Source organism: Paenibacillus alvei DSM 29, from assembly GCF_000293805.1.
In the GTDB taxonomy this organism is placed as follows: Bacteria; Bacillota; Bacilli; order Paenibacillales; family Paenibacillaceae; genus Paenibacillus_B; species Paenibacillus_B alvei.
In genome coordinates this window covers 132,472-155,021 of the sequence record NZ_AMBZ01000008.1, presented here as the reverse complement: position 1 = coordinate 155,021, position 22,550 = coordinate 132,472, and the positions used below count along the sequence as shown (strand labels likewise).

The following is a 22,550-nucleotide window of genomic DNA, read 5'->3' as shown; positions in this document are numbered from 1 at the left end:
CAGATCATTTTTGCGCAACTCGAAGAAAAAACTGATCATGAAGCCAACTTGAACATAAAAAACACGGAGTATCCTTTTGAAGGAATACAGAACTTTTTAATAGTAAATATAATCTAGGAATAGTGAGGGCATGAAGATGACGAAGAAGCTATATTATGAATCCGCCTATATCCGGGAGTGGAAGACACAAATCACTCGCAGAGTGGAGCGGGAGGATGGAACCTATCTAGTATTGAATGAAACAGCCTTTTATCCACACGGCGGGGGACAGCCCTGTGATCTAGGGTGGATCAATAAAATTCCGGTTCTTGATGTCGTTCTCGAAGAAGGGGAAATTCTTCACAAAGTCGAGAGTTCTCCAGAGCAGGAAGAGGTTGACTGCCGCTTGCATTGGGATAGAAGGTTCGACCATATGCAGCAACATAGCGGCCAGCATCTGCTGTCAGCGATGTGTCTGGAGGCATGCCAGGCAGAGACGCTCAGCTTCCACCTAGGTGAGGATTATGCGACGATTGATGTTGCTCGAACTGACTTGCCGAAGGATCAGCTTATGATGCTGGAGTTGGAGGTAAATGATCAGATTTACCTGAATCGCAAGGTTACTAATTATTTTGTGACTCAGGAGCAAGCTGCCGAGCTGCCACTCGTGAAGCAGCCGAAGGTAACCGACGATATTCGAATCGTTGAGATCGAAGGTATCGAGTATAACGCTTGTGGTGGCACACACGTCTCAGCAACAGGTGAGATTGGAATGATCAAGCTGCTGAGAGCTGAGAAGCAGAAGGGGCATATGCGTATCTATTTTAAGTGCGGATACCGTGCGTTGAACGAATTTAATGCCAGTGTGGAGATTCTCGGCAGTCTAGCGACCCGATTCAATACGGGAAACGAAGAGATCCTGGATCGGATTGAGAAATGGGATCAGGAGCAGAAGCAACTGCAAGCTGAATTGAATGCGGTGAAGGCTAAGATTGATGATTATCTGGCTGAGAAGCTGTTGGCAAACCGCCAGGGAAGCTTGGTTAAGCAAGTATTCACAGATAAGTCGCTGAAGGACATGCAGAACTTGGCTGCTAAGCTCACTGAGCAAGCTGACGTTATCGTGCTCTTCGTGTCCAACTCGGATCATAAGGTACTGCTCGCCCGAGGAGGAGCGGATGGTCTCGCCTGTGGCACCTTCTTCAAACAGCATTTGGCCGATTATCGGGGGAAGGGTGGAGGCAGCGATAAGATGGCACAGGCCGGATTTGCCACTCGAGAGGATGCCGAGGCATTTTATCAATTTGCAGCACAGTCCTTACAAGGAAAATAGCTTTTTTGATCTCTTCATAAGAGTAGGATTGAATGATTGGTAAATTCGTGATGTAATTCATGGAACAAACTGCAGGTGGACTGTCATCTCAGAAAGATTACGTTGTCCGATCATTCGTTTTAAATTGGAAAGGCCAAGTGTTAGCGCACTTTACTTTTATTATAATACCCTAATAAGGTAAGGGAGTATAACGTGCAATCGATACGAAAACCGCTTGTTTATTTATTATTCGTCCTAGAGGGTCTACCTCTACTTATTTATCCCTTTGTATTACTCGCGAACCTAATGGCGCTTGCTGCACATCGGACTGGAAACGAAAGTGTATTCTTGATCACAATTGTGTTTCTTTTTATATCCATGTCAAGTGCGTATCCTCTGTCGTACTTATATGCGATTAATCATTATAGAATCAGTAGAAACGCACATGTGAACAAGTGGAGATTATTCCTTCCACTATTCCATATTATTATTGTAGTTCTATTGGGTTTTTTATGGGGGTTATATTGAGATTAATCGTGGGAACAGGCTACGAATAACCTATTCATAGATAACAACCAGTCAGGAGAACAAAATGTACCATTGGAGGATTACCGAACTATAAAAAGGATATTCATCGTTCTTTTCAGAGACACTGTAATCTGCCTACAGGCGGAGGAGGTGTCTCTCTTTGTATATAAGATGATATTTCCAATATTACACACTGTCGGTATACTTAGGGGAGAGTGAGTATACAGCAATGATCTTATCCGGCCGCATCATGAGTCCGTTCGATCGGATAATAAGTGATATAGGGGAGTAAGAAAAAGAGATGTAAAAGACTACTCATTCTCGAGGCGGCAGGGAGGTTTCGAACAATCTCGTGAATTTGCAGGTATTCGCGAAGTTCATAAATATAACCTTATATAACGTATTTGCGAACTTCGCAAAAAAAGACGTTGTCGGAAATTCATGCGATTACTTTATTAACAAATATAAAGAAGGTGTATATCATTGGAGAATACACATATAAAAGTCTACGTATCGGGTATATAGATAATTATGGTAAAACTTGGAAAAGTAATATTTATTCAGTTCCAATCAAAGGTGGACCTGATGGGGGAGCATTTACGACAGTTCATGATTTAGGTAGGTTTTGGGATGCATTGTTTGATCATCAATTGTTGTCTAAAGAATACACGACTATTTTGTTGACTCCACATATCAAGGACAATGACCAGACGTATTACGGATATGGTGTTTGGATGTTAGTGTTTGATAACACCATTTTTAAATACTTTGTAATGGGTAGTGACCCGGGAGTAATTATGCAGTCATCCGTATATCCAAAAAGCAATTTACAAGCACATATTATCGGAAATATTAATAAGGGTGCTGGTATGATAGCAAGTAAAATAGATGAAGTAATCTATAAAGAATTATGAAAGTAAAGATTTTATAAGGACGTCGGAAGGTCTCTCAGCTTAGACTTTTATGATCGAGAACTCTGGAAGAGATGAACATCACTTAACAACGATCTACGCATCGGGCTAGAAAGGGATGAAAGAGATGGAAAAAATCAAAGCGATAAAAACCGAACTGGGTGAAATTCATGGAAGAGACGCGATCTTCTTAGATGATATTCAATTCAATTATCAAAAGAATGAAGTTACGTTAATTGGCGAGATAAGCGGAGGATTATGTACAGAAGCAGATGATGATGAGTTTATTGGATATGAATTGTTATTCAAGAAAGTTTATTATTTTAATATGGTTGAGTTAGATGTAAGTTTACAGATGTTTGATCATTCCTACCATGAAAGTAGTAGCTTCGTGGAAATAGGTAATACAAAAATACTTAGAGATATAAAGAATGCAAGAGGTCTAGAGCTGAAGCAATATGTAATATATACATATGACGACGTTTTCGTTATCGCATGTCAAGAATTTGAATTAAGATTAAAGAAATAAAAGCAGGAAGCAACGTTACACGAAAGATTGAGTAAGGTTTTGTCGAAATATATGTTTGGCTAAGCGCTTGATCCGCAAATAGTATAAAGAAGATGAAATTTCCTAGGAGGTATAGATCGATATGTCTGATCCTTGGGATATTTATTTTTGTGAGATTGAAGGTAAATTTGAAATTTGCATCAGTTGTATAGGATATGGATATCTGGAAGGAAATTGAGAAATCTGAGTATCCACATCCGATGGTTTTAAGAATACGAATCAAGAACCCTGGAGAAAGCGGTACTCCAATTAATGAAGAGGCTAAATTAATCAACGACCTAGAAGACAAAATCAATGATGAAAGTGCAGGTTTTGGATTCCATGTTGGCAGGGTGACTACTGATGGGATACGGGATGTATTTTATTATTTTTCTAAACCTTACGAGCTAGAAAAAGCAGCAGAGACGTATTTCTTGGAACATGGATATGAGACAGAGGTTCTTCATCTTGAAGAGGAAAATCCTTGGGATTTTTATTTTGAGTACCTTTACCCTAACAAGTATCAAATTCAACATATGGGGAATCGAAGAGTTGTCGAGCAGTTACGAGAGTCAGGGGATACGTTTGAAGATGTGAGAAAAGTAGATCACTGGGTCTATTTTCAATCTATTGAAGATAAAGAAAATTTCGATGCTAAGGTTAAACTTTTAGGATTCGAAATCGAATTAGATGCTCCTAATGACGATAAAATTTATTCTCATATCTATCGTTCTGATTACGTCGACTTCCATTTGATAAATGAAGTTACGGATATTCTTGTTGATATAGCAGGAGAATGTAATGATGAATATGATGGATGGGGAACTACAGTAGTTAAGTAGATTAGGGGGAGAGACCCCTTCGCCAGGCTCAAATTGAAACAATATTTTTATAGTACCATATTCAAAAAACAAGATAAGAACACTTGTACGCAAGTGTGAATAAAGGTAAAATATAACTACAATTGAATCTTGGGTGGGCATGGTTTCCCTTCGAAAGGGGGTGAAGCCATGGAAGTAAAAGATGCAATAACGATCATGCTCCTTTTTGGAACGTTCATTCTTGCTCTTTTAACATACATTAATCATAACAACAAGAGAAAGTAATAACCCACCCCAAGGTTGCAGCCAAAGGTGGGTTAACTCCGTATTGACTAAGAAGGGATTACCCATCCAAGCCAATTGTATTGACCAAGTGTTCGCAGCACTTGGTCTTTATTACATATATAGTACCATAATCGAAAAGATGTATCAAAGGTCTGAATTGTTGAAATAGAACAAAAGATCCTTTTTCTCCATAAAGCCTCTTGGGTTTAAGATGCGACGGTTATATCGGTAGTAGTACAAAAAATGAAATTGAGTATACAATTGAAAATGGGAAAACGATTAGATACTTTTCTAAAAGCGAAATAGTAAAACACGATACGAGAAACAATGATACTATGACTGGCGACTGGCAATTAGAACTCACTGGGACAGTATAAAGGAACTTTCTGTAGGAGTAATCTCGAACTCAACCGTAAAGTATGTTTATGATTGGACATGATGTGTAGGCGAGTATGAAGCCGTATCTCTGCCATATGTACATAAAATGACTGCAAAAGCAAGTACTCTGCTCGAAAACCACGAAATATGCGTGAATAAGGCAGCAAAGCTCACTTTCATCTTCTCAAAAGAGTGGTATAATAGTGCGTCACTATGTAAGGTCAAGGGGATCCTTGGCACAATACACGAAGAAGAGATGATACGGTGAGTACAATTGTTCCCAGTATAAAGAGAAGAACGACCTTCCTGTTGAATAAATATTTCACAGGAGAAACGCTTGATTATAAGCAAATTATCGCGATTATTATTCCGATATTTGTGGATCAAGCTTTTATTATTTTGATGAGCCTGCTGAATACGGCCATGATCAGCTCCTCGGGAGTAGCGGCGGTTAGTGCGGTCAGCATGGTGGACTCGTTGAACATCTTCTTGGTCAACGTGTTTGTAGCTGTGGCGACGGGGGGAACCGTCATCGTAGCACAGTATAAAGGCCGAGGCAATGCAGATATGGTTTCGAAGTCAGCTGCTCAAGCCATATCGGCAGTTGCGCTGCTGTCGATTTTGATCAGCGCGGTCGTTATTATTTTTCATAACCCCACACTAGACTTATTGTTCGGTCGTGCGGAAGCGGATGTATTGGATAACGCAAGGATTTTTTTGATCGGGAGCTGCCTCACGTACCCGTTCATTGCGATTTTCCAAGCTGTGACGGGGGCGTTGCGCGGCGTGGCAGAGACGAAGGCCTGTTTGGGTCTATCGTTCATTATGAACTTGACCTACCTGTTTCTGAATATATTGTTCATTACGGTATTCGATATGGGCGTAGTCGGATTGATCATTTCTATGCTTACGGCTCGTGTGCTGGGGATGGCGATATCGTTACTTTATTTGTTGAAGATCAATCAGACATTGCAGTTCCGAATTCAGAATGCACTGAAGCTGGATTTTTCAATTTTGAAAAAAATTATGATTATCGGCATTCCATTTGCAGCGGAGCAGATGTTCTTTAACGGCGGGAAACTGTTGACGCAGACGTTTATCGTTCAGCTCGGTACGCTTGCGATCACGGTCAATGCCATAAGCGGCTCCATATCGCTTGTGTTCCAGATTGGAGCGAATGCCTTGAGCATCGCGATCGTCACGGTCGTAGGCCAATGCATCGGACGACGCAACATTGAGGATGCGAGGAAGTTTATCAAGTCATTTCTGTGGCTGTCCTCCATCATATTCGTTATTGCGGCAGTGATTCTCATGCCTTTATTCCCTTGGATCGTGAAATTGTTCTCTCCTCCCGCAGAGATCATTCCGGAGATCTTTACACTTACGGTGCTGATTGCGATTACCCAACCATTCTTATGGTCGATCAGCTTTATTATGCCATCGGCTCTTCGAGCAGCGGGCGATTCCAACTTTACTTCGATTACCGCTATGCTCTCGATGTGGTTGTTCCGTGTCATTCTGGGCTATGTACTCGGGATACCGCTAGGCCTTGGTATTATGGGGGTATGGATCGCAATGGTGACGGAGTGGGGGATCCGCGGCTCCGTCTTCCTCTGGCGTTTCCGCGGGGAGAAGTGGTATAGCCGGAAGTTGATTTGAGAGTTTCAAGAGCCATTACGTTAGCTCTCGAACATAGAGAAAAGACAGCGAATTCCTAGTAAGAAGAGGAGTTACGCTGTCTTTTTTTATTGCTCTCGTACACTGGACGGCTTCCGGAGAGGCAGGAACAGGGGGGCGTTTTGTGGAATATTCTAAATGAAATATATTTACATATGATAGTAACAGCCCAGTCACAACAGCAGTTACGTTTATCCGCATCGCGCATCCCATCTATAATGCAATCTTACACCCATCTGACTACCACTTCGCAATGCGTTCTAACCGTTTCATCACAACATTTATGAAAGGGAGGTTTCTATGGAACTGCAAGAAATCAAGCAGAACTTAAAGGAAACAAGAGACAAACTGCTTGGAATTCTGAAAGGATTAACGGAAGACCAATTGAATGAACGAAAAGACGAAGATAGTTGGACTATCGGTCAGATATGTCAACACCTTGCCAAGGTAGAAGAAATATATGTCGTTGCCATTAAGCGGGGGTTGCAGAGCACAGAAGAATCATCCGTAGAACACAAATCAATCGATTCGCTGCTGGACAGAAAAATAAAGCTAGCGGCCCCGGACATTGTAAAGCCAACGGATGAACGTTTCGAATATGAAGACATCATTGCAAAGCTAAACAGTTCTAGACAACAGTTTGTTGAGATGCTAAACGCGATAGTGGATCCATCGATACTGAGTAGAAGACATTTTGTTCACCCTGCTTTTAAAGAGATGTTACTGATTGATTGGGTGAAATCGACGTACGTACATGAAGAAAGGCACATTCAACAAATTCAAGATATTATAAATGGGGTTAGATAAAGACTGGCATGCGGAAGATGCGGTCATTTCATTCCGAAATATACAGGTGAAGTCATTTCACTAGCGAATTTCATACGAGCAACAGCCGGTAATTGAAAGCAACTTTACGCTTGCATTCGATTGCCGGCTTTTTTAATATTTTATTGAAAAAGGAGGATGCCCATGTACAAATTAATACTCGTTGATGATGAAGAAGACGTACGAGAAGGTGTGCTGCATGAAATTGATTGGGAGTCATTAGGGTTTTCGGTCGTGGAGACGGCAGAGAATGGTCAAGAGGCAATGGAGTACATTGAAAGATTGCAACCGGATATTGTGGTGACCGATATTCATATGCCTTTCATGAATGGATTGCAGTTGGCGGAATGGATTCGCAGCCATGATCCATCGATCAGAATCATAATCCTGACGGGCTACGATGAATTTGAATATGCGCAGAAGGCGATCAAGCTCCAAATTGATGAATACGTGCTCAAGCCATTTTCCGCTTTGGATTTGCAAGCCGCATTGGTGAAGGTCAAGCAGCAGATGGATCAGGAGGTTGCGGAGAAGAACAATCTACGAACCTTACAGGATCATTATAGGAAGAGCTTGCCCGTATTGCAGCATGTCTTTCTATCTTCTCTCCTTACAGGCAAGTGCTTTTTGGAGGACATTCAAGAGAAATGCGCGCGCTATGAGATGGATTTATCGGGTTCCGCTTACTTGGTCTCTGCAATTCAAATGGATCATAACAAAGAAGAGAAGAACCGGTATTTATTGCAATTCGCCGTATGTAACATTGCCGAAGAGCTCATGTTGAAGCATATGCCGGGACGGGTATTTATTCACCATGATCATGTCGTTGTGTTAACGATGAGTATAAGTCAAGAGGAAGAAAGAATGAGTCGGGAGACGATCGGGCTCGTAGAAGAAATTCTTCAGAGTGTCCATCGATTTCTCAAAATAACGGTAACGATTGGTGTGGGAACTGTCGTGAACGATATGTCCGAGTTGGCCTCTTCTTATCAGGAAGCGGTACAAGCACTGCATTATCGATTGATTCATGGAAATCATCGCGTCATCTGGATTGAAGACGTAGAGGCGAAGCGGGTGAATCCGCTCGTATTCGACGACATGCAGGAGCAGGCCTTAATCCGCTGTATGAAGGTAGGGACGATAGAAGAAGCGCAATCGATGATAGACGAGCTATTTGCTATCGTGGAATCATCCAAGGAGGTGTCGCTGCAAGACTTCCAAATCTATTGGATCGAAATGTGGACAGCCATGATGAAAGTGGCGAAAGATATGGACGTGAACTACGAGAAAGTTCTCGGGAGTGCCGTACAACCTTTGATGGAAATCTATCATTGCAATAATGCGTCAGAGGCAAAGAACTGGATGCTGCAACGATGCCTGAAAATCATGAATTGCATCGCCGTCGAGCGGCAGACTGGCTACAGGAAACTGGTGGATGAGGCAAAAGCGTATATGAAACTACATTATGCGGATCCGAATATTTCGATTCATACGGTATGCAGGCATTTGCACATCAGCACAGGATACTTCAGCCATATTTTTAAAAAGGAAGCCAAAACTACTTTCGTAAGTTACCTGCTGGAGCTAAGAATGGAAGCGGCGAAGGAACTGCTGCGGTCGACGGATCTCAAAGCATTTGAGATTGGCGAAAAGGTAGGATATGCAGATCCGAATTATTTCAGCTTCTGCTTTCGCAAACGCTTCGGATTGTCGCCCAAGGAATACCGCAATCGGGATCGAGGGTGAAGGCATTATGGTAAACACCAAGAGCATTCAGTTTATTATTGCAAAAACGTTTATATTCATTACCGTGGCAGCGGTGTGTATAGTCAGCATTATGCTGTACAACAAATTTTCTAATACGGCGGAGAAAAATGCGGACTTGAATATTCAGCAAGTCGTGGAACAGGTTAACTATAACCTGGAGATATATGTGAAAAACATGACAAGTATCTTCGACGTCGTTCAAGACCTGATTCGTAAGAGTTCTTCCGTAACGAACCCCATTTTAATTGAGCAACTGAAAACCATTATGAAAACAAGAGAAGATTTGATTTCGATCGCCTTGTTTACCAAGCAGGGAAAGCTAGTATTCAACACCCCTGAACTGCCCATGCGGAGCAATACACAATTAGAGCGGCAAAGCTGGTTCGAATCTGCTATGGAGCGTCCAGATCAGTTATCTTTTTCATCACCTCATATTCAGAATTTATTTAAAACCACTTATAAATGGGCTGTCTCCATCAGTAAGCAAGCTTCCTATCGTGCGGGGGCAGGTAAGCCTGATCAAGGTGTGTTAGTTATCGATATGAACTTCAAGACGATCAATGAATTGAGTAAGCAAGTTTCTTTCGGCAAGAGAGGATATATCTACATCATCGATTCCATCGGCAATATCGTCTATCATCCGCAGCAGCAATTGATCTATGCAGGATTAAAGTATGAGAACTTAGAACGCGTCCTTACCTATGCGTACGGTAGCTTTCAAGATAACACGAGTGACGAGAGTAAGTTGATTACGATCAAAACGGTGAATCCGATCGGCTGGAAGGTTGTAGGCGTCGCCTACAGAGATGAGATCGTAACGGCCAAGTCAGAACTGAATACTTTTATTTTGTGGTTTCTCGTCATCGTCATATTGTTCGTGCTGCTCGTGTCGATCATCGTATCCGCGAGAATCTCACAGCCCATTCAGAATCTGGCAAAATTAGCAAAAAGTATTGGAAAAGGGGATTTTACAGTACCGATTACGACGATTGGCATTTATGAAGTGGATCAATTGTCCAACCGATTCAACATGATGCTTCGGCAAATTCGGCAGCTGATGGATCAGATTATTGTGGAGCAAGAGGCGAAGCGCAAGAGTGAACTTGACGTGCTGCAAGCACAGATCAATCCACATTTTTTATATAACACCTTGAACTCGGTCATTCGGCTTGCGGAGCGGGGAGAGACAAGGGAGGCTGTTACCGCAATTACGTCCTTATCGCGATTTTTTCGGATTAGCCTGAGCAAAGGGAAGAACATCATTACCGTGAAGGAAGAGATCGAGCATGTAAGGCATTACTTAATTATTCAGACCATTCGTTATAAGCGAAAGTTTCAATATGCAATTGATATTCAAGATGAGGCGCTGGATTGCATGACCATGAAGCTTATTTTGCAGCCAATCGTCGAAAATGCGATCGTGCATGGGATTGAGATGATGCAGGAGGAAGGAATGATCACCATAACAGCCGCTATTGTAGAAGATAAATTGATGTTGCAAGTAACGGATAACGGCTTAGGCATGCCGCCACAGATTTTGAAGGGTCTACTAACGAAGAAGGTAAGAAGCGAAAGGGGCTCAGGCGTAGGCGTGAAAAATGTTCATGATCGAATTCAGCTATGCTACGGTCAAGGCTACGGACTGGAGTTCGAGAGCGAGCTGGAAGAAGGCACGATGGTTAAAATCTGGCTTCCCATTGTCCGGAATGAAAGAGAGGACGAGTGATGAAGCGAATGAATCTATTCTTAGTCGCGATTTTGTCACTTTCTTTCTCCCTATCATCGTGTTCCATTCAAACCGATGTGATGTCGGATAATAGGTTCGTCATTGATCTGATCGTTAAAATGAATCAAGGCGATTACTGGAATACACTGAGGAGCGGGGCTGAGGCTGCGGCTAAGGAATTCAATGTGAAGCTTCAATTCCTGGCTCCGAATGATGAAGATGATATTTCAGGCCAGATCGAGTTAGTGAATCAATCTATACAGAACGGTCCAGATGCCGTAATTCTTGCGGCAAGCGATTATATGGGGTTGGCACAAGTGACCGATCGAATTGCCTACCACAACATCCCGATCATATCCATCGATTCAGAGGTGGGGTCTGCACGCGTGAAGACGTATGTCGGTACGAACAATTATGAAACAGGGCAACTGGCCGCTAAGCGAATGATCGAATTGATTCATGAATCTGGGCAGATTGCAGTCATGAATTTTGTCCAAGCAGCCAAAAACGCGAGTCAACGAGAGGAAGGGTTTCAAGATTATGTGGCGAGATTTCCGAATGTTCGTGTTGTAGATATTCAATATTCGCAGTCCAATCAACGAAATGCGGAGGAGATCACACGCAGATGGCTCGCACAATATCCGAGTCTGGACGGGATTGTCGCATTAAATGCAGAGTCTTCAATCGGCGTAGGGCGAGAGATTCAACGATCCGGCAAAGGCGGAAAAGTGAAGGTGATCGCATTCGATAGTCCGCCCGAGACAATGGGATTATTGCAAGATGGAGTTGTTCAGGCGCTGATCCTGCAGAATCCGTTTAATAACGGGTATCTCGCTGTAAAGAATGCCGTGGATATTATTGAGGGGCGGAATGTGCCTGAAAGAATGGATACGGGCATCAAGCTAATTGATTTGGATAATATGCTGTGGCCAGAAAACCAGAAGCTGTTGATTCCATTCGTGAAATAAATGAGGCGCAAGGTGATGAGAATTTCGATAGAACTCAGGAGGATTTTCGATACCGTTTCTCATGGGAATCCATCATAATGAAAGCGTATTCTTTTGAAGGGCATTCAGGAATGATGTTGGAGGAGGTCTAGATCAAATGAGGAAAGCAACAGCTTTGATTATGGCGAGCGCATTATTTGCTGCTGTCATTACCGGTTGTGCGAGCGGAAAAGGTACAGGCGGGGATGGCGGCAGTGAACCGCAAGTAGGTGTTGCGATTTATAAGTTCGATGATACGTTCATGACGGGCGTACGGAATGCGATTGCGGATTCAGCCAAAGGCATTGCCCAAGCCGATATCGTGGACAGTCAGAATTCACAGCCGACCCAAAACGATAAAGTGGATTTGTTTCTTACGAAAGGGGTTAAAGCCTTGGTCGTTAACCCTGTTGACCGTACGGCAGCGGGTGTCATTATCGATAAGGCGATGGCCAAAGACATTCCGGTCGTATTCCTGAATCGCGAGCCATTGCCGGAAGATATGAAGAAATGGGATAAAGTCTATTATGTCGGCGCGAAAGCGGAGGAATCCGGTACGATGTCCGGTCAGCTCATTGCAGATTACTGGAAGTCGAACCCAGAAGCGGATAAGAACAAGGATGGCGTATTGCAATATGTCATGTTAAAAGGGGAGCCTGGTCATCAGGATGCTGAACTCCGTACGAAGTACTCAATCCAAGCGATCGAAGATGCGGGGATTAAAGTCGAGAAGCTGCAAGAAGACACAGGTATGTGGGATCGCGTAAAAGGGCAAGAGAAGATGGCGGCATTCTTGGCTGCGCATGGCGATAAGATTGAGGCCGTGTTTGCAAATAATGACGATATGGCCTTGGGGGCCATTGAGGCATTGAAGGCGAATGGCTATTACAAGGATAACAAATATATTCCTGTGGTAGGTGTCGATGCTACAGCGCCTGCGCTGCAGGCATTGGAAGAAGGCACATTGCTTGGAACCGTTCTTAACGACGCGAAAAACCAAGGAAAAGCCGCGATCAATCTCGCTAGCGTGCTCGCGAAAGGCGAGAAGCCTACGAAGGATAATGTAGGTTATGAGATCACAGATAATCAATACATTTGGATTTCTTATAAGAAAATTACGAAAGACAATATGGCTGACGCGAAGTAATGTGAACCGTTGCGATAGGCTTCAGATTAAGGAGGGGGAATATTCGCTATTCGTCCCTCCTCTTTTTACGAAGAGACTTAGGGGGCGAAAGGGATGGGACAGCATGAATTCGTGCTCGAAATGAACAAGATCTCCAAGGAATTTCCGGGAGTTAAGGCGTTGGATCAGGTGACGCTGCAAGTGCGTCCTGGAACTGTGCATGCATTAATGGGCGAAAACGGAGCGGGCAAATCAACATTGATGAAATGTCTATTCGGGATGTATGCCCCTGATGAAGGCGAGATTATGGTGAATGGCGAATCTGTGCTGATTCCGAATTCAAAAGCGGCATTGAATATCGGGATATCCATGATTCATCAGGAACTTCACCCTGTGCCTTACCGGAATGTAATGGAAAACATTTGGCTGGGACGATTTCCGACGAGAGGGCTTGGCCCTTTACAATTCATCGACCATAGGCGTATGGCACAGAATACGCGTGATTTATTCAGGCAGCTGGATATCGATTTGCAGCCCGAGACGATGGTTCATACGTTATCGGTTTCCAAAATCCAATCCATCGAAATTGCCAAAGCAGTTTCCTTCCATTCCCGCATTATCGTAATGGATGAACCAACGTCATCACTTACCGATGTCGAGGTTGAGCAGCTATTCCGAATCATTCGAGAGTTGAAAAAAATGGCGTCGCCATTATTTATATATCGCACAAAATGGAAGAAATCCTTCAAATATCAGATGAAGTAACGATTATGAGAGACGGTAAAAAAATCGGGACGTGGCCGGCATGCGACTTAACAACGGATTTGATTATTTCCCGTATGGTCGGGCGCGATCTGACGAACCGCTTCCCGGAACGGAACAACGTGCCCGGCGAGGTCGTAATGCGCGTTCAAGGGTTGACCTCTCCTCTAGCAAAATCATTCAAGCATGTGAGTTTTGACTTGCACCGCGGTGAAATTGTTGGGATCGGCGGATTGGTAGGCGCACAGCGCACCGAATTGATGGAAGCTTTATTCGGACTCCGGGACATCCAATCGGGAACTATCTCGATTCAAGGCAAGGAGGTACGGATCGATTCTCCCGTCATTGCGAAGAAACATGGTATGGCATTGTTAACCGAGGAGCGCCGCGTGACTGGCATTTTCCCGGTACTATCGGTGCATGAGAATGCGGCAATCGCGAATTTGGAGCACTATCGCAAGCCTTATTTTCTGTTAGACGGGAAAAAGAAGAAGGCGGAAGTGGATGCGATGGTGCAGAAATTAAGAACCAAAACACCATCTACGCGCGAACTCATCATGAACCTGTCTGGCGGGAACCAACAAAAGGTGCTGTTTGCACGCTGGCTCCTGACGGAACCGGATATATTACTGCTGGATGAGCCTACCCGCGGTATCGATGTCGGCGCTAAATATGAAATCTATTCGATCATTGCTGAACTGGCCTTGCAGGGCAAAAGCATTATTATGATCTCTTCGGAAATGCCGGAGCTCATCGGGATGTCAGACCGCATTATGGTCATGTCCGAAGGGCGATTGACCGGGATTTTGAATGGAAAGGAAGCGACGGAAGAGGAAATCATGCGGCTTGCGGCACAGCATTAAGCGGCAGAGAAAGGTGAGATCTACGATGAATGCGAAGCGAATTCAAAGTTTTATGTCCCAAAATGTGATCTATATGGTTCTAGCCGTTTTGATTATCGGAATTGCGATTTACGATCCGTCATTTCTAGGATTAAATCCACTCCGGGATATTCTGAATCAATCATCTACACGGGTCATTATCGCACTGGGCGTTGCATTTGTTCTCATTACAGGCGGTACAGACTTGTCAGCGGGAAGGATTGTTGGTTTATCCGCAGTCGTGTCTGCGTCTATGCTGCAGACAACCGATTATGCGCGCAGGTTTTTTCCCGATTTGGGGGAGTTGCCGTTATTCGTACCAATTCTATTAGCGGTCGTTGTAGGCCTAATATTTGGACTCATTAACGGGGTAATCGTCGCTAAGTTCAAGGTGCCACCATTCATAGCGACATTAGGTACGATGGTGGCCGTGTATGGTGTCAACTCCTTATACTTTGACACAGCTCCGAATCATTCGCAGCCGATCGGCGGGTTGCGGCCAGATTTTAAAGAATATTTCGGAACAGGAAGCATCGGGGTTGGCGGCGTATCCATTCCGATTATCGTGGTGATTGCAATCGCAGTTGCGTGTATCGTATGGATTGTTTTCAACCAAACGAGACTGGGCAAGAACATGTATGCAATAGGCGGGAATCAGCAGGCAGCAAGGGTATCAGGCATTAACGTGGGAAAAAACCTTGTGTATATCTATGCCATTGCCGGTGCGCTTTATGGCCTAGCTGGGGTTCTTGAAGCCGCAAGAACCGGGGGAGCGACAAATAATTACGGGAATATGTACGAATTGGATGCGATTGCCGCTTGCGTAGTCGGTGGCGTATCGACCACTGGGGGCATCGGAACCGTTCCAGGTGTAGTGACCGGCGTACTGATTTTTACGGTCATTAACTACGGTTTGACCTTCATCGGCGTAAGCCCGTATTGGCAGTTGATTATTAAAGGCTCGATCATCGTAGCGGCTGTTGCCTTCGATATGCGGAAATATGCAGCTAAGAAGTAATGGTAATGATTTGGTTGAAACCCTTCCTTACGGGAGGGTTATTGTATTTGTTAGTTCGTGGAAATTTTTGCGGGATGGAATGTATAGTAATGGGAGGGGCATGAACGCTGCTTGGTTCCATTATGGGTTACATTTATTTGAAGGAGGACAAATCATGAAGCGACTAAATCTTAGTGCAATCATCTGTTCGTTCCTTGTGGGTCTTTCTCTTGTTGTTAGTAGCGTCATTCATGAAAAAGATAACTCCTTTTTCTATGTCTGAAAAACCTTGTCACTGCACGGGGTTAGATTATGAAATTGATTCAACCAGCAACAAACCAATAACGTGCAACTCATCGCCTGATGATATCCGAAATGCAATAGTTGTGTTATTGACTTCATTCTTAAGTTTCCACATCATTCTTGTATTCTAATATATCCCCAGGCTGACATTCCAAAGCCTTACAAATTGCCTCTAAAGTTGATAATCGCACCGCTTTTGCTTTTCCATTTTTCAATATAGAAAGATTAGCCATTGTTATTCCAACTCTCTCCGAAAGTTCTGTAACACTCATTTTCCTTTTAGCCAGCATCACGTCAATATTGATTATAATCGCCATTGTTTTCACCTCAGACAGTTAAGTCATTTTCTGATTTTATAGCAATAGCTTCTTTTAAAAGCTTTTGTAGAACTGCAGCAAAAACGGCAATCACCATGGAAGCAAAAATGATAATCAAGCCGATGACTATAATCCCTGGGGCATCATCTCTCTCTGCCATGAGATAAAAGAGTGGCATACCAACTGCATACAAGCAACTGATTGTAATTGCACAGTATTTTATTTTCTTTAAAACCCGTACAGACATTTCCGAAAAAGCTTTGTTCTTGTCAATATAGCCTAACAGCTTAAAAGCTTGATACAGCGCAAAGTAAAAAGGTATCGCCGAGGCATACAAATCGATGACAATGAGATATTTCATTAAACCAAAATCTGGATATAGTTCTGCTGCGAAACTCGCTATCCCTGGCACCACAAATATGCATAAAGCAAGAACCGGGATTCCAATAAGAATAACCGCAGCCCTTAAAAAAGTGTTGATCCTCTTTCCATAAAAACACCCCCTCACAGATTTATTGTGAATTGAATTTATCACATAATTTATCGTTTTACAATATATTTTAATCGAAAAACAGTGATTGTTGGCTGTTTTATATTTTCAACTAAAAGGCCGAGCTAATTGACTATTAAAGTCATTAGCTCGGCCTTTGTCACCTTTTTATCTCTCTTTATCTCTCTTTTTCAATTCTAAAAATAATTCTAAAACTGACCAAGATCGATATAATTCAAATCCATGTTAGCTTCATCTTCAGCCTGATTTGCAGCCTCTGTTGATACTGCTTTTCCTTCGTATTCAAGGTTACCGCTTGTCAAATTGAATACATATAGACGATTACCTTTGAAATTCTTATGACCCATAATATAGAGATAGTCTTGTTTAAAAACATAGGTAATGTTGTCACTTAAATCTATATTTGTATTCTTCAGAATCGTCTCATATTCTTTACTCACGAGATCGTAAGAAATAACAGTGAATCCTATATTTTCCTTGCTCGATACAGCTTTTTGCAGGAAATAAATTTTCTGTCCATAAGCATTCATAATATTATTCAATAACATTTCATGCCCTTGGAACGCGAGCGGCGAGATTTGTCCTGTTTTAACATCCACTTGATATGACTTTTTATGATTATCTTTACTAACACTTAAAATCCATTGATCCGTGTGATCCAGATTTTGATTGGCTAACCTTACGTATTGATTATCCCCATTTGCTGCTACAGATTTAGCTCCTGGTAACGTGAGCGGCTCATTTGTAATCTCTTTTGTTGTTAGATTAACACGGATAATCTGCGGTTCATATACATAACCTTTGGCACTGTGAATCAAAGACACCATTGCAACAAGATGCTGATCAACAAGCTGTACATTTTGTACAAAGATATCTGAAACATCATGATCTACATGGATAACGGATCTGATTTCCTGCGTATTGTCCTTCTGCTTGTTAAGCACAGAAATACTGAGCTTAGCATTCTTCTTCGCTGATGGATTATTGGATTGCATCTCATCTACGGTACAATTCACATAAGCAAGTATATCCTGATTTTCATAGAACCCAGCTAAGTCGTTCTTCCCACGCATGAACTGACGATGCTGATCCACCCATTTATCCAATTGCGTTTTCACTGGTCTTCGATTGAACCTTTGGCTTATCGTTAACTTTTTATCTGTATACTCTGTACCATTTGTCGTGATATAGGCTGATTCGATGCCAAAAACACTGTCCTTACTCATGTAATTTCCGTATAAAGCTATACCTTCAACGAGAGAAGCATCCCCTTGAACCATCGTCAGCTTATAATTAGGTCGTGTCTCTTGTGAAGCCTGTACATAATACGTCCCGATTGTAATAACCGCGAACACTGCAAGAATGGCGTTAACCATATATTTCCTCATTCTTTAACCTCCATACCCCTTCAATTATACCGATATTTTCTTACGCAATAGATACAAGCTGTACCAAAGCGAACCTCCAGCAATGATCACTATTAATCCGATACAAGCGCCTATGATTTCTCCTGGATAGAAGTAGCTATCGTATCTGCTATAACCCATTAGATAGGGTATTGAGGCTAATCCAGCTAGAACCGCTATGTATAGTACGATGAAGCCGAGCCCTTTCAGTCTGTAGCTCCGCTCCATTAGAATCGCTGTGAACAAGACGATCAAGCCCGTAATGACCAGACCATAGTATAGTACAAACTCAGAAAAGTTGGGCGGAACCAGAACTTTAAGCACAGTAGGATGCTTCAAATAATCAAATACCGAGATGGTTCGATATAATTCAGCAGGAAGAATCGACTGTGCTATCAAACTTTCCAGTGGAACAAGGACAATTTGCAGGGCGACAAATCCAAATACGAATAGCAAGATCGTAACCAGCTTGGCAAAATACAAATTCGCCCGATTAGATGGCAACGTGAGCAGGCGATATACTACTGTATTTTTACCTCTCCAGTCACGGTACCAGATGATGCAGCTATATACTAGCAACATTGTTATGCTCAAAAATATGGATCCGAAATATAGAAGTCTATTAAAGTGATCATACACCGTACTGTTTAGCTGAATATATCCAGTCACATTGTGATATTGCTCAAGGGTCCAGTGATTCACTCTCATTGCCTCATTCGCAGAATCCAGCCACTGATTAGCACCGATGGTGACTGCTGCAAGTTGCAAGGCGACTGTCAGCGCCATGAGTCCAATATATATTTTTGAAAATCGGTTCATTTCAAAATTCAATAGCTTCACAAAAGCGCTCATTTCATGTACACCTCTCTCATTACGTCCGTAATGGACTTACCTTCCTGCTCGCGAACTTCTTCACAGTAGAATTCACGTTCTACCTTCCCGTGCTTTAGCAAGACCGATTTATCAATTAAATGCTCAATATCGTTAATTTCATGAGTTGTAATAATCACACCACGATCCTCGATCAATTCACTCGTGAACACATCAGCAATTTGCTCGCGGCTGAACATATCAATCCCCGAGAACGGTTCGTCCATTAGAATGTAATCACAATCCAAGGCAAGTCCGAGCAACAAATTTAACTTCGCAGCCATTCCCTTAGACAATGAGGATACGCGACCCGAAGAGCTCAGTTGGAAGAACTTAAGCAATTCCTTTGCACGTTCAGTGTTCCAATTCCGATAAAAGTCAGCCATAAAGCTCAAGCAATCAGCAATTCGCATATTGGAGGGCATCGTTAACGAATCTGGAATGAAAGTAATTTTCTCATACATCACAGGTGTTAGTGCTACATTATCGATTAAGACTTCTCCTTTGTATGGTGTCAGTCCCATGATGGACTTCAGCACCGTTGACTTCCCGGCACCATTGATTCCGATCAGGCAGGTAATCTCTCCCTTGGCAGCAGTGAAGCTAACGCCATTTAGTACCTTCTTGAATCCATAATTCTTCACCATCTGATTCACCTGAATCATCTTGTGTCACCACCCTCTGGAGATAACTTTCGCTCGGATGTATATTTTGTCTTTATAATATCTACCAGTTCTTCAACTGGTATTTGAATATTCCGAATGGAACTGATGAATATATCGACTGCACTTTCGATTAATTCAGCACGAATCGAGCTTAGTATTTGCTGATCCTGTGTAATTCGACTTGGGGAATTTCCTTCTGTTACGATCAAACCCTGTTCCTCCATTTCCTTATACGCCTTCTGCACCGTGTTCGCATTAATCTTCATTACTGATGCCAGTTCACGCCGTGAAGGAATTTTGTCTCCCGCTCCGATTTGCCCTGTAGCAATCTGTTCCTTGAAGTAGCGGACAACTTGAATATATACCGGTTCTCGAACATTAAAGCTGACACCTAATTTTTGTTCTTCTGTCATACAACCAACTCCATACGGTTAGTGTGTGTACTAAGTGGTTCATACATCTTATGCATGTACTATACGTGTAATACACTTTTGTGTCAATAGTTTGATTTTGAGCACAGGCTTCAGGGGTTATCGTTCTTAGCCATTGTATTTTGTGCAATCCATCCGATGATAATCAACCTTTTTATCGAGCTCATGCTTCTAATTTAACAAACGATAGTTATTTCTTATGTAGTTAAAGCCATGTCGAATATATGGCATAGGTTGTTCCTATGATGAAGTATGTATAAGATACCTGGTTCAAACAGGTAAAAGCCTCCCGCCCCACAAGGAGTGGAGCAGGAAGCGGAATGTGGCAGGAAGGGGCTTCGCTACAACAAGCCGCGTGCCTTATTGGAATTGAAGAGGCAAAGAGACGAATCCCCGCATAAGATAAGTGGGCTGCCATTCGAGCTGCTCGGGCGATACGGCCAGCTTCATCCGGCTTCGGCGACGCAAGAGCGTATCAATTGCAATTCGTCCTTCCAGGCGGGCGAGAGGAGCTCCCAGGCAATGATGGATACCCATTCCGAACGCGATATGATGGTTCCGTTCCCGGGACAAGACCAGCCGATCTGGATCCTTGAAGTAGTCAGGATCACGATTGGCTGAGGCAAGTGCAACGAGCACCATGTCTCCCTTCGAGATGAGCTTGCCGTTCCATTCATAATCTTCTCCGATCCAGCGATTCGTTGCGAATTCGACCGGGCCCATGAACCGCAGCAGCTCTTCGACGGTGGAATCCATCAAGGAAGGAGTGTTCCGAAGTTTCTCCAGTTCGTCCGGATGAGTCAACAATGTGAATATTCCATTTCCAATCAGATTTACGGTCGTTTCATGTCCGGCTATGATCAATAGAATAATGGTCGATATCAGTTCTTTTTCCGACAAGGAGTCCCCTTCGGTTTCCGCTTGCACAAGCAAGGATAACAAATCTTCCTTCGGATCTTGGCGGCGCCGCTCAATCAGGTTCGTAATATAGTCCGTAAAAGCGTCTATGTCCGATTCGATTTGCTTATATTTCTCCGGCACATTGATGGCTGAGACGAGCGCATGGGACCATTCGCGGAACTTATCCCGGTCTTCGTTGGGCAGACCCAGCATCTCCGATATGACAATAATCGGAAGGGGATAGGCATAATCTTGAATCAGCTCCATGGATCTCTGATTCTCTACTTGATCAAGCAGCGAATTCGCTATGTTCTGGATACTTTCCTTTAGCCTCTCAATCATGCGGGGGGTAAATGCTTTTTGCACGAGGCTACGGAGCCGGGTATGATCCGGCGGATCCGAATTCAGCATATGTCTGACTAGCAGATCCATTTGGAACGGGGGAAGTCCCATTTCCTCGGGCGTGACGAATTGGAACAAATTTTTCCTCAAATAATCGGCTTTCAGCGCTGCTACGGCATCTTTATAGCGTGTCACGATCCAGGCTGTTCTGCCGTTCGGCAAAGTAATTCGGTGAAGCGGATCATGTTCTCTGAGCTTCTCATACAGCGTATAAGCATGATCCTTGAAATCGGATGAAAATGGATTGAACGACGGGAGTGTCGGGCTTATGGTCATTCAAGCGCCTCCTTCATTCATATTTTGCGGTTACCGGACAGGTATAACCACACTTAATAAGTATACTATTAATAGCTAAATATGCTATATCATACATATATTTCATTCCACTATCCCCAGCCCATGGAAGATTGAGCAAAGTATGATTGAGGGAGTTATGAATCTATATAATTGAACATTAGATGTAGAATCATGGGAGAACTTACACGACCTGACCTAAGAGACAAGCTATCTAGGGGCGAGTTGATTTAACATGGGGGGAATTGCCAACAAAAAAACACCTCCAAGGTAGACTCTCGTATCTTACGATATAAGGTCATTCTCTTGAAGGTGTTTTGATTTGATTCACGTTATGGTGGCAGTTTCCTCAATTCACTGGCTATTTCCGTTCCGTCTGTCATAGGTACAGAAGGTACTACTTATTTTTTATTTCCACTAAAATTTTAGAGATTGCCATCCATAAATTGATAAACATCAAAGTTCCGAAAATATTAGCCACAACTACATTATATCCTGTAAATTGGTTTTCAAAGTGAAATAATGGCGTGTTATAAATAGCTATGAATAAAGATATAATCATGGAAAATAGAAGAAGTTTTTTCTTGGTTATCATATAAATGCAATACAGGAACGTATAATAAGCCCAAAATTGTGCAGCATACCATGCATGAGAGAGTCGAATGCCTGCTTTAGTATGTAGAGTTGTTAAAACCAGTACGAGTAGAACAAGTAAAGCAATGAAAGGAGCAAATTTAACGAACTGCAAAAGGTTTATGATAAATCTCTTCTTTGAAATTGGAAGATTTGCTTCATATTGAATCTTATGGTTCGATAAATAATGAATGAAAAATAGTAAACCTAGACTTAATGCCAACATCAAAAACATCATCATAATTATTCCTTCTTTTCTAATGTAATCAACTAAGATGCCAAAAGATTGATAACTTATTTCAACTTTTAT

Annotated in this window: 20 protein-coding genes and 1 pseudogene; 13 read left to right on the top strand and 8 right to left on the bottom strand. The window is 42.7% G+C overall.

The genetic code is table 11. The annotated features are described in order from the left end of the window. The first annotated feature begins 136 nt into the window (after positions 1-136). The 13 genes and pseudogenes from PAV_RS23380 to mglC all read left to right on the top strand — a co-directional run bounded on the left by PAV_RS23380 (position 137) and on the right by mglC (position 15,529). Positions 137-1,312 carry an alanyl-tRNA editing protein gene (locus tag PAV_RS23380; RefSeq protein WP_005550335.1) on the top strand — a complete coding sequence of 392 codons (1,176 nt, stop codon included), beginning with the start codon at positions 137-139 and terminating at the stop codon, positions 1,310-1,312. Positions 1,313-2,247: 935 nt separating this feature from the next. Further along, positions 2,248-2,733: a serine hydrolase domain-containing protein gene (locus PAV_RS23375; protein WP_193373012.1), complete on the top strand. Its 486-nt coding sequence runs from the start codon at positions 2,248-2,250 to the stop codon at positions 2,731-2,733. Positions 2,734-2,857: 124 nt separating this feature from the next. Continuing rightward, entirely contained in the window at positions 2,858-3,259 is a 402-nt protein-coding gene (locus PAV_RS23370) for a hypothetical protein (RefSeq protein ID WP_005550331.1), read from the top strand. Positions 3,260-3,453: 194 nt separating this feature from the next. Next, positions 3,454-4,119: a DUF695 domain-containing protein gene (locus PAV_RS23365; RefSeq protein WP_005550328.1), complete on the top strand. Its 666-nt coding sequence runs from the start codon at positions 3,454-3,456 to the stop codon at positions 4,117-4,119. A gap of 168 nt (positions 4,120-4,287) precedes the next feature. Beyond that, positions 4,288-4,383, top strand: a complete 96-nt coding sequence (gene comI / locus PAV_RS34885; protein ID WP_021255831.1) for a competence inhibitor ComI — start codon at positions 4,288-4,290, stop codon at positions 4,381-4,383. A gap of 642 nt (positions 4,384-5,025) precedes the next feature. Next, on the top strand, positions 5,026-6,420 hold the full coding sequence (locus PAV_RS23360; RefSeq protein ID WP_005550327.1) for an MATE family efflux transporter: 1,395 nt from the start codon (positions 5,026-5,028) through the stop codon (positions 6,418-6,420). A 318-nt stretch (positions 6,421-6,738) separates the two neighbouring features. Then, complete coding sequence (locus PAV_RS23355) at positions 6,739-7,245, top strand: DinB family protein (RefSeq protein ID WP_005550325.1); 507 nt, start codon at positions 6,739-6,741, stop codon at positions 7,243-7,245. Positions 7,246-7,407: 162 nt separating this feature from the next. Beyond that, the gene (locus tag PAV_RS23350) at positions 7,408-9,009 is read left to right on the top strand and encodes a response regulator (protein WP_005550324.1); all 1,602 of its coding nucleotides are present in this window, start codon (positions 7,408-7,410) and stop codon (positions 9,007-9,009) included. A gap of 7 nt (positions 9,010-9,016) precedes the next feature. Continuing rightward, on the top strand, positions 9,017-10,756 hold the full coding sequence (locus PAV_RS23345) for a cache domain-containing sensor histidine kinase (protein WP_005550323.1): 1,740 nt from the start codon (positions 9,017-9,019) through the stop codon (positions 10,754-10,756). Further along, entirely contained in the window at positions 10,756-11,724 is a 969-nt protein-coding gene (locus PAV_RS23340; protein WP_005550322.1) for a substrate-binding domain-containing protein, read from the top strand. Before PAV_RS23345 ends, PAV_RS23340 begins: the two co-directional genes overlap by 1 nt. A gap of 136 nt (positions 11,725-11,860) precedes the next feature. Next, a complete protein-coding gene (locus PAV_RS23335; protein ID WP_005550321.1) occupies positions 11,861-12,889 on the top strand; it encodes a galactose ABC transporter substrate-binding protein in 1,029 nt (342 codons plus the stop codon). A gap of 93 nt (positions 12,890-12,982) precedes the next feature. Next, a pseudogene (locus tag PAV_RS23330) lies at positions 12,983-14,493 on the top strand (sugar ABC transporter ATP-binding protein). A 25-nt stretch (positions 14,494-14,518) separates the two neighbouring features. Then, complete coding sequence (mglC, locus tag PAV_RS23325; protein WP_040736642.1) at positions 14,519-15,529, top strand: galactose/methyl galactoside ABC transporter permease MglC; 1,011 nt, start codon at positions 14,519-14,521, stop codon at positions 15,527-15,529. Positions 15,530-15,912: 383 nt separating this feature from the next. Here mglC and PAV_RS23320 read toward each other — a convergent pair whose 3' ends face one another. The 8 genes from PAV_RS23320 to PAV_RS23285 all read right to left on the bottom strand — a co-directional run bounded on the left by PAV_RS23320 (position 15,913) and on the right by PAV_RS23285 (position 22,478). Continuing rightward, positions 15,913-16,128, bottom strand: a complete 216-nt coding sequence (locus PAV_RS23320) for a helix-turn-helix domain-containing protein (protein ID WP_005550318.1) — start codon at positions 16,126-16,128, stop codon at positions 15,913-15,915. A 10-nt stretch (positions 16,129-16,138) separates the two neighbouring features. After that, positions 16,139-16,636 (bottom strand): DUF2975 domain-containing protein, encoded by a 498-nt coding sequence (locus PAV_RS23315; RefSeq protein WP_005550317.1) that lies wholly within the window; start codon positions 16,634-16,636, stop codon positions 16,139-16,141. Positions 16,637-16,827: 191 nt separating this feature from the next. Then, on the bottom strand, positions 16,828-18,027 hold the full coding sequence (locus tag PAV_RS23310; RefSeq protein WP_005550316.1) for a hypothetical protein: 1,200 nt from the start codon (positions 18,025-18,027) through the stop codon (positions 16,828-16,830). A gap of 24 nt (positions 18,028-18,051) precedes the next feature. Then, entirely contained in the window at positions 18,052-18,897 is an 846-nt protein-coding gene (locus PAV_RS23305) for a hypothetical protein (RefSeq protein WP_005550311.1), read from the bottom strand. Further along, the gene (locus tag PAV_RS23300) at positions 18,894-19,580 is read right to left on the bottom strand and encodes an ATP-binding cassette domain-containing protein (RefSeq protein ID WP_005550310.1); all 687 of its coding nucleotides are present in this window, start codon (positions 19,578-19,580) and stop codon (positions 18,894-18,896) included. Before PAV_RS23300 ends, PAV_RS23305 begins: the two co-directional genes overlap by 4 nt. After that, positions 19,577-19,993 carry a GntR family transcriptional regulator gene (locus PAV_RS23295; protein WP_005550309.1) on the bottom strand — a complete coding sequence of 139 codons (417 nt, stop codon included), beginning with the start codon at positions 19,991-19,993 and terminating at the stop codon, positions 19,577-19,579. Before PAV_RS23295 ends, PAV_RS23300 begins: the two co-directional genes overlap by 4 nt. 378 nt (positions 19,994-20,371) lie before the next feature. Further along, a complete protein-coding gene (locus tag PAV_RS23290; protein ID WP_005550308.1) occupies positions 20,372-21,589 on the bottom strand; it encodes a cytochrome P450 family protein in 1,218 nt (405 codons plus the stop codon). Between the two features lie 415 nt (positions 21,590-22,004). Beyond that, complete coding sequence (locus tag PAV_RS23285; RefSeq protein WP_005550307.1) at positions 22,005-22,478, bottom strand: hypothetical protein; 474 nt, start codon at positions 22,476-22,478, stop codon at positions 22,005-22,007. Positions 22,479-22,550 lie beyond the last annotated feature (72 nt).

Coding starts and splice junctions, on each gene's coding strand:
- PAV_RS23290 (WP_005550308.1), bottom strand. CDS start 21,589: ATGACCATAAGCCCGACACTCCCGTCGTTCAATCCATTTTCATCCGAT.
- PAV_RS23350 (WP_005550324.1), top strand. CDS start 7,408: ATGTACAAATTAATACTCGTTGATGATGAAGAAGACGTACGAGAAGGT.
- PAV_RS23300 (WP_005550310.1), bottom strand. CDS start 19,580: ATGATTCAGGTGAATCAGATGGTGAAGAATTATGGATTCAAGAAGGTA.
- PAV_RS23305 (WP_005550311.1), bottom strand. CDS start 18,897: ATGAGCGCTTTTGTGAAGCTATTGAATTTTGAAATGAACCGATTTTCA.
- PAV_RS23335 (WP_005550321.1), top strand. CDS start 11,861: ATGAGGAAAGCAACAGCTTTGATTATGGCGAGCGCATTATTTGCTGCT.
- PAV_RS23355 (WP_005550325.1), top strand. CDS start 6,739: ATGGAACTGCAAGAAATCAAGCAGAACTTAAAGGAAACAAGAGACAAA.
- PAV_RS23320 (WP_005550318.1), bottom strand. CDS start 16,128: ATGGCGATTATAATCAATATTGACGTGATGCTGGCTAAAAGGAAAATG.
- PAV_RS23345 (WP_005550323.1), top strand. CDS start 9,017: ATGGTAAACACCAAGAGCATTCAGTTTATTATTGCAAAAACGTTTATA.
- PAV_RS23310 (WP_005550316.1), bottom strand. CDS start 18,027: ATGAGGAAATATATGGTTAACGCCATTCTTGCAGTGTTCGCGGTTATT.
- PAV_RS23285 (WP_005550307.1), bottom strand. CDS start 22,478: ATGATGTTTTTGATGTTGGCATTAAGTCTAGGTTTACTATTTTTCATT.
- PAV_RS23295 (WP_005550309.1), bottom strand. CDS start 19,993: ATGACAGAAGAACAAAAATTAGGTGTCAGCTTTAATGTTCGAGAACCG.
- comI (WP_021255831.1), top strand. CDS start 4,288: ATGGAAGTAAAAGATGCAATAACGATCATGCTCCTTTTTGGAACGTTC.
- PAV_RS23365 (WP_005550328.1), top strand. CDS start 3,454: ATGGATATCTGGAAGGAAATTGAGAAATCTGAGTATCCACATCCGATG.
- PAV_RS23340 (WP_005550322.1), top strand. CDS start 10,756: ATGAAGCGAATGAATCTATTCTTAGTCGCGATTTTGTCACTTTCTTTC.
- mglC (WP_040736642.1), top strand. CDS start 14,519: ATGAATGCGAAGCGAATTCAAAGTTTTATGTCCCAAAATGTGATCTAT.
- PAV_RS23370 (WP_005550331.1), top strand. CDS start 2,858: ATGGAAAAAATCAAAGCGATAAAAACCGAACTGGGTGAAATTCATGGA.
- PAV_RS23380 (WP_005550335.1), top strand. CDS start 137: ATGACGAAGAAGCTATATTATGAATCCGCCTATATCCGGGAGTGGAAG.